This is a genomic window from Variovorax sp. LjRoot84, assembly GCF_964254305.1.
In the GTDB taxonomy this organism is placed as follows: Bacteria; Pseudomonadota; Gammaproteobacteria; order Burkholderiales; family Burkholderiaceae_C; genus Variovorax.
The window spans coordinates 5758629-5770671 of sequence record NZ_CAXUTE020000001.1; the positions used below are offsets into that span (position 1 = coordinate 5758629).

Sequence of the window (12043 nt, forward strand, 5' to 3'; positions counted from 1 at the left end):
TAAGGAATTCACATGGCAGAGGCATACATCGTGGCCGCCGCGCGCACCGCAGGCGGCCGCCGCGGCGGCAAGCTCGCGGGCTGGCATCCGGCGGATCTGGCGGCGCAGGTGCTCGACGCGCTGGTGGCGAAAAGCGGCATCGACCCGGCCGCGGTGGAGGACGTGATCCTCGGCTGCGTGAGCCAGGTCGGCGAGCAGGCGAGCAATGTGGCGCGCAATGCGGTGCTGGCCTCGAAGCTGCCCGAATCGGTGCCGGGCACCTCGGTCGACCGCCAATGCGGCTCCTCGCAGCAGGCGCTGCACTTTGCGGCGCAGGCCGTGATGGCGGGCAGCATGGATGCGGTGATCGCGGGCGGCGTCGAGAGCATGACGCGCGTGCCGATGTTCACGCCCAATGCGCTGCCGGCCAAGGCGGGGCTCGGGACCTACGCCAGCCCCGGGATGCAGCGGCGCTACCCGGGCGTGGAGTTCAGCCAGTTCGTCGGCGCGGAGATGATCGCGAAGAAGTACGGGATCGATAAGGATGCGCTCGACCGCTATGCGCTGGAGAGCCACAAGCGCGCCATTGCCGCGACGCGCGAAGGCCTGTTCAAGGACGAGATCCTGGCCGTCGAGATCCGGCTGGCCGACGGCTCGGCCTCGGGCGAGATGCACACGATCGACGAAGGCATCCGCTTCGATGCCACGCTGGAAGGCATCGCCGGCGTCAAGCTGATCGCCGAGGGCGGCCGATGCACCGCCGCCACCGCCAGCCAGCTCTGCGACGGCGCGAGCGGCGTCCTGGTGGTCAACGAGCGCGGCCTGAAATCGCTGGGCGTGAAGCCCCTGGCGCGCATCCATCACATGAGCGTGCTGGGGCACGACCCGGTGATCATGCTGGAGGCGCCGGTTCCCGCGACCGCGCGGGCGTTGCAGAAAGCCGGCATGAAGATCGAGGACATCGATCTCTACGAAGTCAACGAGGCCTTCGCGCCGGTGCCGCTGGCCTGGCTGCAGGCCCTGGGCGCCGACCCGGCCAAGCTCAACGTGAACGGGGGCGCGATCGCGCTCGGCCACCCGCTGGGCGCATCGGGCACCAAGCTCATGACCACGCTGATCCATGCGCTCGGGCAGCGCGGCAAGCGCTATGGGCTGCAGACCATGTGCGAGGGCGGCGGGATGGCCAACGTGACGATCATCGAAAGACTCTGATGTCGACCGTCCTCTGGGATCTTGAAAACAGCGTAGCGACGCTGACGCTGAACCTTCCACACAAACTCAATCCGATCGCGCTCGACCTTCAGCACGAACTGCGTGGGGCCTTCGCCCGCGTGCGCGAGGACCGCAGCGTGCGCGCCGTCGTGCTCACCGGCGCCGGCAAGGCCTTCTGCGTGGGCGCGGACCTGAGCGCGATGCGCGCGCCCGAAGCCGGCGAGACGCTCGGCGACCAGACGGCGAAATGGATGCAATCGGTCAGCAACCCGCTGATCGAGGAGATGCGCGCGCTGCCGGTGCCGGTGGTGTGCGCGGTCAACGGCGCCGCGGCGGGCGCCGGGGTCGGCCTCGCGCTCGCGGGCGATGTGACCCTCGCGGCGAAGAGCGCCTACTTCTACCTCTCCTTCCTGCCCAAGCTGGGCATCGTGCCCGACCTGGGCTGCACCTGGTTCATCCCGCGCCTCGTGGGCCCGGCGCACGCGATGGGCATGAGCCTGCTCGACGAGCGGCTGCCGGCGGAACGCGCGGCGCAGTGGGGCCTCATCTGGGCCTGCGTCGACGACGATCTGCTGCTGCTCGAAGCGCAGCAGATCGCCGAGCGCCTGGCGCGCCTGCCCGCGCATGCGGTGCTCGAAGCGCGCAAGGCCTTCGAGGCCTCGGCGCGGCATACGCTGCCGGAGCAGCTGCGCTACGAAAGCGAACGCCAGCGCGAGCTCCTGAACCGGCCCGAATTCGGCGAGGGCGTGAGCGCCTTCCTGCAGAAACGTGCACCCACCTTTCCGGGCCGCGAGTCATGATCGAACGCACCCTCTTCGGCCCCGACCACGAAGCCTTCCGCGACAGCTTCCGCCGCTTCATGGACAGGGAGATCGCGCCTTTCCACGAGGCCTGGGAAGAGCAGGGCTACGTCGCGCGCGAGGTCTGGAACAAGGCCGGCGCGAACGGCTTTCTCTGCATGGCGCTGCCCGACGAATACGGCGGTGCGGGCGCCGACCTGCTCTATTCGGTGATCCAGTTCGAGGAGCTCTGGGCGCGCGGCTTCACCGGCATCGGCTTCGGGCTGCACAGCGAGATCGTGGCGCCCTACATCCTGCGCTACGGCACCGAGGCACAGAAGAAGAACTACCTGCCGAAGCTCGCGAGCGGCGAGATGATCGGCGCCATTGCGATGAGCGAGCCGGCCGCCGGCAGCGACCTGCAGGCCGTGCGCACCACCGCCATCCAGCAGCCCGACGGCAGCTACCTGATGAACGGCAGCAAGACCTTCATCACCAACGGCTGGCATGCGGACCTCGTGATCGTGGTCGCCAAGACCGACCCCGCAGGCGGCGCCAAGGGCACCAGCCTGTTCCTGGTGGAGCGCGGCATGGCTGGCTTCGAAAAGGGCCAGCGTCTCAAGAAGCTGGGCCTGAAGGCGCAGGACACCTCGGAACTGTTCTTCAACGACGTGCGCCTGCCGGCCGAGGCGCTGCTCGGCGGCGCGGCGCAGGAGAACCGCGGCTTCGTCTGCCTGATGGAGCAGCTGCCGTGGGAGCGGCTGCAGATCGCGATCAGCGCGGTGGCCGCTGCGCAGGCCGCGATCGAGCACACCGTGGCCTATGTGAAGGAGCGCAAGGTCTTCGGCCAACCCGTGGCGGCGTATCAGAACACGCGCTACACGCTGGCCGAGCTGCAGACCGAGGTGCAGGTAGCGCAGGTCTTCGTCGACAAGTGCATCGAGCTCCTGATGCAGGAAAAACTCGACACCGCGACCGCGAGCATGGCCAAGTACTGGACCACCGACCTGCAGTGCAAGGTGATGGACGAGTGCGTGCAACTGCACGGCGGCTATGGCTACATGTGGGAGTACCCGGTGACGCGCGCCTACGCCGATGCGCGAGTGCAGCGCATCTACGGCGGCACCAACGAGATCATGAAAGAGGTGATCACGCGGGCGATGGGGTTGCCGGGGCGCTGAGGGGAAGCGCTTGTTTTAGTCCCAATTTGGGACTAAGCTTGACCGCGATGCGGATCATTTCGGTGAAGTACTTGAGGGACTTTTGGGTGCGCCACCCCGCCTCGGAACAGCCGTTGAAGGCTTGGCATGAAGAGGCCAAGGCGGCAGTTTGGAAGACACGGCAGGGCATCAAGGACCGCTATCGCAGTGCTCGCTTTATTGGAAGCAACCGGGTCGTTTTCAACATCAAGGGCAATGACTACCGCCTTATCGCTGCCATCGCTTACAGATGCGAGGCCGTTTACGTCAAATTCATCGGCACGCATTCGGAATATGACCGAATCGATGCCCAAACTATTGAAGTGGAGTAGTCCATGGACATCCGACCCATCCGAACCGAAGCTGATTACAAGGCCACACTGAAGGCGGTGTCGCCGTACTTCGATCAGGAGCCGGCGCCGGGCACGGAGGACGCCGATCGCTTCGAAGTGTTGCTGGCATTGATCCAGAGCTATGAATCGAAAAATCACCCGATCGACCCGCCGGACGCGATCGAGGCGATCAAGTTCCGAATGGAGCAGCAGGGCCTCTCGGCGAAGGATCTTGAGCCTTTCATCGGGCAGTTGAATCGCGTGTACGAAGTCCTCAATCACAAACGTCCCTTGACCTTGAGGATGATTCGTCGAATCCACAAGGGGCTCGGCATTCCAGCTGAGGTATTGATCCAAACCGAAAACGACGTCAAGTTCTCGCTTGCCGCATAGGAGCCCGCGTCATGCCCACCAATGCCTTCTACGCCCAGTCCGGCGGCGTCACCTCGGTCATCAACGCCTCGGCCTGCGGCGTGATCGAAACGGCGCGCCGGCACGCCGATCGAATCGGCACCGTCTACGCCGGACGCAACGGCATTCTCGGCGCGCTCGCCGAGGAGCTGATCGATACCAGCCTGGAGTCGGCCGAGGCGATCGCGGCGCTGCGCTCCACGCCCGCGGGCGCCTTCGGTTCCTGCCGCTACAAGCTCAAGTCGCTGGAAAAGAACCGGCGCGAGTACGAGCGCTTGATCGAGGTCTTCAAGGCGCACGGCATCGGCTACTTCTTCTACAACGGCGGCGGCGATTCGGCCGACACCTGCTTCAAGGTGAGCCAGCTGTCCGCTTCGCTCGGCTACCCGCTGCAGGCGATCCATGTGCCGAAGACCATCGACAACGACCTGCCGCTCACCGACTGCTGCCCGGGCTTCGGCTCGGTCGCCAAGTACGTCGCGGTGTCCACGCTCGAAGCCTCGCTGGACGTGCGCTCGATGGCCGCCACCTCCACCAAGGTGTTCGTGCTCGAGGTGATGGGCCGCCACGCGGGCTGGATCGCGGCGGCCGGCGGCCTGGCGGCGGACCACGGCATTCCGGTCGTGATCCTGTTCCCCGAGATTCCCTTCGACCAGCCGGCCTTCCTGGCGCGCGTCGATGCGCTGGTCAAGCACCATGGCTATTGCACGGTGGTGGTGTCGGAAGGTTGCCACCATCCCGACGGCACCTTCCTCGCCGAGCAGGGCACCAAGGATGCCTTCGGCCATGCGCAGCTCGGCGGCGCGGCGCCTGTGGTGGCGCAGATGGTCAAGGAGGCGCTGGACTACAAATTCCACTGGGCGGTGGCCGACTATCTGCAGCGCTCGGCGCGCCACATCGCCTCGGCCACCGACGCGCGGCAGGCCTATGAGCTCGGGCAGCGCGCGGTCGAGCTGGCACTCGAAGGCAAGAACTCGGTGATGCCGACCATCGATCGGACCTCCGACTCGCCCTATGCCTACCGCATCGGCAGCGCGCCGCTCGACCAGGTGGCCAACACCGAGAAGTTCATGCCGCGCGACTTCATCTCGGCCGACGGCTACGGCATCACCGACAAGTGCCGCAGCTACCTGCTGCCGCTGATCCAGGGCGAGGACTATCCGGCCTACCGCGACGGGCTGCCGGTCTACGTGACGCTGCAGAACCACGTGGTCGCGAAGAAGCTGCCGGCCTTCGAGATCGCCAAATGAACGCCGCAGCTGCACGGCCCGATCCTTCGCGTTGCCCGCTGTGCGGCGAGGCGAACCGCTGCGCGATGGAGATCGAGCGCGAGACCGGCCAAGTGCAGCCGCCTTGCTGGTGCATGCAAACCGACTTCGACCGCGCCGTGCTCGCGCGCGTCCCTGCAGAGATGCGCGGCCTTGCCTGCATCTGCGCGCGCTGCGCTACTGCAGCCGCTGTTGCTGCGACTGCTGCGGATCCTGCTCCTGCGCCGGCGGTTCAGGATTGACGGGCGCTGGCGGCTGCTGGCCGCGCTCCCGCTCTTCGGCGATCACCTCGTGGATGAACTGCAGCTTGCCTACGGCCACGTGCGGCAGCACGAAGGGGTAGTAGTCGGGCTGGCCCATGCTGCGCGACAGCTCGTTGAGCACATTGGTGAGGCGCACCCAGCCGTTGAGGAAGTCGAGGAAATTCGCCGCTCCGGGATGTTCGGGCTGCCAGAGATCCGAGAGCTCGAACAGGTCGCTGGTGACTTCGACGTTCTGCGCATCGACGCCGAAGCTCTTCGCCGTGTCCGCCGTGTCGGCCATGTGCAGGTAATGGGCCCAGGTTTCGGCCCAGTCTTCCCACGGATGCGCGCTTGCATAGCTCGTGGCGTAGCGGTTCGCCCAGTCAGGCGGCGGGCCGTTGTCGTAGTGGTTGCGCAGCGCCGTCGCGTAGTCGGCCCGCTCGTCGCCGAAGAGCTCGCGAAAACTGTCGAGCCACGGCGTCGGGAAGACCAGCAGGTCCCAGTAGTAGTGGCCGATCTCGTGGCGGAAATGGCCGACCAGCGTGCGGTAGGGTTCGCGCATCTCGGCGCGGATGCGCTCGCGCACTGCGTCCTCGGCCTCTTCGGCGTTGAGCGTGATCAGGCCCATCTCGTGGCCGGTCATCACATGCGGGCCGCCCGGCATGTTGCTCAGGAAGTCGAAGGCCAGGCCGTGCACCGGATCGGTCAGCCGCGTGACGACCGGCAGGCCCAGCGCCAGCAGTTGCGAGATCAGCCGGCGCTTGGAGAGTTCGAGCTTGCGCCACAGTTCGCCATTGCTCTCGATCGACAGGTCGGGGATGGTGCGCGTGACGCTGCATGACAGACACAGGCCGGGCACCAGGCCATCGGTGTGGAAGGCCGGGTCGTCACCTTCGCGCGGCGCGGGCACCATCCAGTTGCAGGCGGCCGGGGTCATCAGGTTGGCGCAGCGGCGGTAGGTCTTGCCCCCGGCATCGCCGAAGACGGTGAAGGTGTCGGGCTCGGCGCCTTCAAACGTTGCGGGCGCGAGCGGCACCACGCCCAGGCTTTCGATCACGAAGCCGAGCGGCGTATGGCAGGCCAGGCACTGGCTGTTGCGCAGGAACACGGGGCGGCCGCACTGGCACTGGTAGGCACGGGTGACGGTGGGCGCCTGGAGCTCGGCCGCGAGCGAGGGCGCGGCTTCGGCTTCGACGGCGGGGCCGCTGTCGTCGGGGGTGGGGGATTCCATGGCTCTGTGTTCTTTTGGATTTCGGGCGGGACAGCCGGACCATTGTGAAGGCTGCCCCTGCGCCAGGACCGGCGCGCAAACCCCGATATCCTTGTAGGACGGCCCGAACAGGCTGCCTCCCCCGATGACCTCGACGCTCCCGCCGCAATCCCTCAGCAGCCGCTACGGGCCCCGCTACCGCTGGCTGCTGCTCTTTTCCGTGATGGTGGGCGTGATGGCATCGATCATGTCCTCGACCATCGTCAACGTGGCGATCCCGGGCATGAGCCACCACTTCGCGCTGGGCCAGGAGCGCGCGCAGTGGGTCAGCTCGGGCTTCATGGTCGCGATGACGGTGTCGATGTTGACCACGCCCTGGCTGCTCGCGCGCTACGGCTACCGCCGCACCTATGTCGGCACCATGGTGCTGCTGCTGGCCGGCGGCGTCGCGGGCGGGCTGGCCAACCACTTCCCGCTGGTGCTGATCGCGCGGGTCGCCGAGGGCCTGGCGGCCGGCGTGGTGCAGCCGATCCCGGCCATCATCATCCTGCGCGCCTTCGAGCCCCACGAGCAGGGCCGCGCAACCGGCATCTTCGGCATGGGCGTGGTGCTGGCGCCGGCCATCGGCCCCAGCATCGGCGGCGTGCTGGTCGACCTGTTCGGCTGGCGCTCGATCTTCTTCATGGTGGTGCCTTTCTGCATCGCCTCGATCTGGCTGGCCTACAAGTTCGTGCCGACCACGGCGCCCGGCGGCGTGGTGGCGGCGCGCAGCGGCGGGCTCGACTGGGGCGGCCTCGCGCTGGGCACCGCCGGCACCTTGTGCCTGCTGAACGGGCTGGTCGAACTGCGCGGCGACGCGCCGCTGCAGGCCGCGGCGCTGCTCGTCGGCGCGGTCGTGGCCTTCGGCGCCTTCGTGGGCTGGCAGCGGCGGCTCGCGGCCGCGGGCGGCACGCCGCTGATGAACCTGGCGCTGTTCCAGTACCGGCAGTTCGCGATGGGCAGCGTGGTCGCCTTCATCTACGGCACGGCGCTGTTCGGCTCGACCTACCTGCTGCCGGTCTACATGCAGGTCGGGTTGCAGCTTTCGGCCTCGCACGTCGGCACCATCCTGCTGCCGGCCGGCATCGTGCTCGCCTTCACCATTGCCGGCGTCGGCCGGCTCGCGGACCGGCACCCGACCTGGCTCCTGGTGTGCACCGGGCTCGCGCTCCTGGCCGTCTCCTTCGCGCTGATGCTGTTGCTGCGGCTCGACAGCGCGCTCTGGCTGCTGGTGGCCTTCGCGATCATCGGCCGCGTCGGGCTGGGCTTCATCCTGCCCTCGCTCAACCTGGGCTCGATGCGCCCGCTGGCCAAGCCGCTGATTCCTCAGGGCGCGAGCGCAATCAACTTCCTGCGCATGCTGGGCGGTGCGGCCGGCGTGAGCCTGTGCGCGATCGTGCTCGAATGGCGGCTGGCCGTGCATGGCGATTCGCTGGTCAACACGGCCACCAGCCCGGCGCGGTTGGCGGCCTTCGACGAGGTGTTCGCGATGCTGGCCGGCCTCTGCGCGCTGGCGATCTGCGCGGCCTGGCAGTTGCGCGAAAAGCGCTCTAATTGACCCATGTGCCAACTGCTCGGAATGAACTGCAACACGCCGACCGACGTGACATTCAGCTTCACGGGCTTCGCGCAGCGCGGCGGGCGCACCGACCACCATGCCGACGGCTGGGGCATCGCCTTCTTCGAGGACCGCGGCCTCAGGCATTTCGTCGACCACCAGCCGGCCTGCGAGTCGCCGGTGGCCGAGCTGATCCGGCGCTACCCGATCCAGAGCCGCAACGTCATCGCGCACATCCGCAAGGCCACGCAGGGCGCGGTGAACCTGCAGAACTGCCACCCCTTCGTGCGCGAGCTGTGGGGCCGCTACTGGGTGTTCGCGCACAACGGCGACCTGAAGGACTTCAGGCCGAGGCTGCACGGCAACTTTCATCCCGTGGGCAATACCGACAGCGAGCACGCCTTCTGCTGGATCATGCAGGAGATGGCCAAGTCGCATGCCGACGTGCCGAGCGTCGAGGAACTGACGCTCACGCTGCGCGAGCTGGCGCCGCGCTTCGCGCGCCACGGCACCTTCAACTTCATGCTCTCGAACGGGCAGGCGCTGTGGTCGCACGCCTCGACGAACCTCTGGTACATCGAGCGGCGCCATCCTTTCGTGACGGCCGAGCTGTCGGACGAAGACCTCAGCATCGACTTTGCGCAGCACACCACACCGAACGACCGGGTGGCGGTGGTGGTGACGGCGCCCCTGACCACCAACGAGACCTGGACCGCCTTCGCGCCCAACGAGCTCGCGGTGTTCGTCGACGGCCAGCGCGCCGGCTGAATTCGGGCGCCGCGCACGGGCTTCGCCGAGGCGGTGCGCGCGCCGGGCCAGGCGCTAGCGGAGGTACGCCTCCAACGCATCGATGAACATCGCCGGCACGTCGAAGCCGGTCTGCTCGGTGATTTCCTGGAAGCAGGTCGGACTGGTCACGTTGATCTCGGTGAGCGAGCCGCCGATCACGTCGAGCCCGATCAGGAGCAGCCCGCGTTCGTTGAGCACCGGTCCGATCGCTTCGGCGATGCGCCGGTCCTGGTCGGTCAGCGGCTGCGCCACGCCCTTGCCGCCGGCCGCGAGGTTGCCGCGCACCTCGGTGCCCTGCGGAATGCGCGCCAGGCTGTGCGGCACGGCCTGGCCGCCGATCACGAGGATGCGCTTGTCGCCCTGCGCGATCTCGGGCACGAAGCGCTGCACCATGATGGTTTCGGCGCCGTTCTTGTTGAGCGTCTCGACGATCGAGCCGAGGTTCAGCCCGTCGGCCTTGACGCGGAAGATGCCCATGCCGCCCATGCCGTCGAGCGGCTTCAGGATGACGTCCTGGTGCTCGGCATGGAAGGCGCGCACCGCGGCCGGATCGCGCGTGACCAGCGTGGGCGTCGTGTACTCGGCGAACTCCATGATCGCGAGCTTCTCGGGATGGTCGCGCAGCGCGCGCGGCCGGTTGACGACGCGCGCGCCTTCGCGCTCGCCCTGTTCGAGCAGGTGAGTGGCGTAGATGTACTCGGCGTCGAAGGGCGGGTCCTTGCGCATCAGCACCACGTCGAAGGCGTGCAGCGGGCGTTCGATCACGGCCTCTTCGTGGAACCATGCCTGCTCGCCGGTCAGCACGATCTCGCGCACCCTGGCGGTGACCGGCCGGCCGCGCTGCCAGTTCAGGTGCCGCGGCTCGCAGGCCGAGAGCGTGTAGCCGCGGCGCTGCGCCTCTCGCATCATCGAGAAGGTGGTGTCCTTGTAGATCTTGAACTGCTCGAGCGGGTCAGCGATGAAAAGGATGTGCATCAGGATGTCTTTCCGGCGATCGATGAGGAAGGGGCGGCTTCGGCAGAAGCGGCCCGTGCGTCTTGCTTGATCTTGCAGGCAGCTGCGATGTCCTTGCCGGCGAAGGGTTTGCCGCAGCCGAGCTGCTGGATGGCCGAGAGGCTCAGGTCCTTGAAGAATCGCATCGACGGCCTCGACGCCCTAGATCTCGATCTTCGAGCCGAGCTCGACCACCGCGTTGTTCGGCAGCCCGAGGAAGCCCGCCGCCCCGCTCGCGTTGTGGTGCATCTGCGCGAAGAGCTTCTCGCGCCAGGGCGCCATGCCGCTGCCGAGCGTGGGGATCACCACGTCGCGCGAGAGAAAGTAGCTGGTCGTCATGGGCTCGAGCTGGCAGCCGCGCAGCCGGGCATGCTCCAGCGCGCGCGGCAGGTCGACGTCATTCTTGAAGCCGTAGTGCACCACCACCTGCCAGCAGTGATGCCCGAGCGGCTCCATCTCGATGCGCTTGTCCATCGGAATCCACGGCACTTCGTGGCTGCGCACGGTGACGAACAGGTTCTGCTCGTGCATCACCTTGTTGTGCTTGAGGTTGTGCAGCAGCGCATTGGGCACCACGCCCGGCTCCGCGGTCATGAACACCGCGGTGCCGTCGACGCGCGCCGGCGGATTGACGAACACCGAATCGAGGAAACCGCGCAGGTCGATGGCTTCGGCCAGCTGCATCTGGCCCATGAGGCGCCGGCCTTCCTTCCAGGTCAGCATCAGCATGAAGATGGACCCGCCGATCAGGAGCGGGAACCAGCCGCCTTCGAACAGCTTCAACAGGTTGGAGGCGAAAAACAGGAAGTCGACCACGAAGAACCAGCCGGTCGCGGCGATGCACAGCCACAACGGGTACTTCCAGGCATAGCGGATCACGAAGAAAGTCAGCACCGTGGTGATCAGCATGTCGGTGGTCACGGCGATGCCGTAGGCCGCGGCCAGGTTGCTCGACGAGCGGAACATGACCACCGCCAGCACGATCGCGACGAACAGCCCCCAGTTGACGAAGGGAATGTAGATCTGCCCCGCGGTGCGCACGCTGGTGTGCTCGATGTTCAGGCGCGGCAGGTAGCCGAGCTGGATCACCTGCCGCGTGACGCTGAAGGCGCCGGTGATGAGCGCCTGCGACGCGATCACCGTGGCGGCGGTGGCGAGCAGCACCAGCGGTATCAGGGCCCATTCGGGCGCCATCATGTAGAAGGGATTCTTCACCGCCGATGGGTTCTCCAGCAGCAGCGCGCCCTGGCCGAAGTAGTTGAGCGTGAGCGCCGGCATCACGACCGAGAACCAGGCGACGCGGATCGGCCGCTTGCCGAAGTGGCCGAGGTCGGCGTAGAGCGCCTCGGCACCGGTCACGCACAGCACGGTCGCACCCAGGATGATGAAGCTGGTGCCGGGGTTGTCCCACATGAAGCGCAGCGCGTAGTGCGGGCTCATGGCCTTGAGGATTTCAGGATGGGCGAGGATCTGCCACACGCCCAGCAGCGCGATCGCGAAGAACCAGACCAGCGTGATCGGGCCGAAGTAGCGGCCGATGCCCGTGGTGCCGTGCTTCTGGAGCGCGAACAGGCAGAACAGCACGACCAGCGTGATCGGGATCACGTAGTGCTTGAAGTGCGGCGACACCACCTCCAGGCCCTCGACCGCCGACAGCACCGAGATGGCCGGCGTGATGACGCCGTCGCCGTAGAAGAGCGAGGTGCCGAAGATGCCGACCATCAGCAGCACGTGGCGCAGGCGGGGCTTGTCGACCACCGCCTGCGAGGCCAGTGCCAGCATCGCGACCAGGCCGCCCTCGCCCTCGTTGTCGGCCCGCAGGACCAGCACCACGTACTTGAGCGAGACGATCACCGTCAAGGTCCAGAAGAACATCGACAGGATGCCGTAGACGTTCTCGACCGTGAAGGGAACGTGGCCGTGGCCGAACACCTCCTTGACCGCATACAGAACGCTGGTGCCGATGTCGCCGTAGACGACACCGATGGCCGCAAGGATCAGCGCGGCAGAGGAGGATTTGGTGGGGGACACG

13 protein-coding genes are annotated in these 12043 nt (G+C 67.1%); 9 read left to right on the top strand and 4 right to left on the bottom strand.

All coding sequences use genetic code 11. From position 1 onward, the window contains the following. Positions 1-12 precede the first annotated feature (12 nt). The 7 genes from ACSQ9I_RS28400 to ACSQ9I_RS28430 all read left to right on the top strand — a co-directional run bounded on the left by ACSQ9I_RS28400 (position 13) and on the right by ACSQ9I_RS28430 (position 5422). Entirely contained in the window at positions 13-1191 is a 1179-nt protein-coding gene (locus ACSQ9I_RS28400) for an acetyl-CoA C-acetyltransferase (RefSeq protein WP_436315362.1), read from the top strand. Then, complete coding sequence (locus ACSQ9I_RS28405) at positions 1191-1991, top strand: enoyl-CoA hydratase-related protein (protein WP_436310001.1); 801 nt, start codon at positions 1191-1193, stop codon at positions 1989-1991. The genes ACSQ9I_RS28400 and ACSQ9I_RS28405 overlap by 1 nt, the downstream gene beginning before the upstream one ends. Further along, complete coding sequence (locus ACSQ9I_RS28410) at positions 1988-3151, top strand: acyl-CoA dehydrogenase family protein (RefSeq protein WP_093109961.1); 1164 nt, start codon at positions 1988-1990, stop codon at positions 3149-3151. Before ACSQ9I_RS28405 ends, ACSQ9I_RS28410 begins: the two co-directional genes overlap by 4 nt. Positions 3152-3198: 47 nt before the next feature. Next, the gene (locus ACSQ9I_RS28415) at positions 3199-3501 is read left to right on the top strand and encodes a type II toxin-antitoxin system HigB family toxin (protein WP_436315844.1); all 303 of its coding nucleotides are present in this window, start codon (positions 3199-3201) and stop codon (positions 3499-3501) included. Positions 3502-3504: 3 nt separating this feature from the next. Next, positions 3505-3894: a helix-turn-helix domain-containing protein gene (locus ACSQ9I_RS28420; RefSeq protein WP_436315363.1), complete on the top strand. Its 390-nt coding sequence runs from the start codon at positions 3505-3507 to the stop codon at positions 3892-3894. An 11-nt stretch (positions 3895-3905) separates the two neighbouring features. After that, a complete protein-coding gene (locus ACSQ9I_RS28425) occupies positions 3906-5162 on the top strand; it encodes a 6-phosphofructokinase (protein WP_093109958.1) in 1257 nt (418 codons plus the stop codon). Positions 5163-5227: 65 nt separating this feature from the next. Further along, a complete protein-coding gene (locus ACSQ9I_RS28430; RefSeq protein WP_436315845.1) occupies positions 5228-5422 on the top strand; it encodes a cysteine-rich CWC family protein in 195 nt (64 codons plus the stop codon). Here ACSQ9I_RS28430 and ACSQ9I_RS28435 read toward each other — a convergent pair. Further along, positions 5358-6653 (bottom strand): zinc-binding metallopeptidase family protein, encoded by a 1296-nt coding sequence (locus ACSQ9I_RS28435; RefSeq protein ID WP_436315364.1) that lies wholly within the window; start codon positions 6651-6653, stop codon positions 5358-5360. The genes ACSQ9I_RS28430 and ACSQ9I_RS28435 overlap by 65 nt on opposite strands. Positions 6654-6777: 124 nt before the next feature. Here ACSQ9I_RS28435 and ACSQ9I_RS28440 point away from each other — a divergent pair, with 124 nt between their 5' ends. After that, positions 6778-8229 (top strand): MFS transporter, encoded by a 1452-nt coding sequence (locus ACSQ9I_RS28440; RefSeq protein WP_436315365.1) that lies wholly within the window; start codon positions 6778-6780, stop codon positions 8227-8229. A 3-nt stretch (positions 8230-8232) separates the two neighbouring features. Further along, positions 8233-8997, top strand: coding sequence for a class II glutamine amidotransferase (locus ACSQ9I_RS28445; protein WP_436315366.1), 765 nt, complete (start codon positions 8233-8235; stop codon positions 8995-8997). A 54-nt stretch (positions 8998-9051) separates the two neighbouring features. Here the strand turns inward: ACSQ9I_RS28445 and gshB are convergent, their stop codons facing one another. From gshB to ACSQ9I_RS28460, 3 genes are read right to left on the bottom strand one after another with little or no spacing between them, the layout of a single operon-like run. Then, positions 9052-9993: a glutathione synthase gene (gene gshB / locus ACSQ9I_RS28450; protein WP_436315367.1), complete on the bottom strand. Its 942-nt coding sequence runs from the start codon at positions 9991-9993 to the stop codon at positions 9052-9054. After that, on the bottom strand, positions 9993-10157 hold the full coding sequence (locus tag ACSQ9I_RS28455; protein WP_170855703.1) for a hypothetical protein: 165 nt from the start codon (positions 10155-10157) through the stop codon (positions 9993-9995). The genes gshB and ACSQ9I_RS28455 overlap by 1 nt, the downstream gene beginning before the upstream one ends. Before the next feature lie 16 nt (positions 10158-10173). Continuing rightward, positions 10174-12042 (bottom strand): potassium transporter Kup, encoded by a 1869-nt coding sequence (locus ACSQ9I_RS28460; RefSeq protein ID WP_093109952.1) that lies wholly within the window; start codon positions 12040-12042, stop codon positions 10174-10176. Position 12043: the final 1 nt, after the last annotated feature.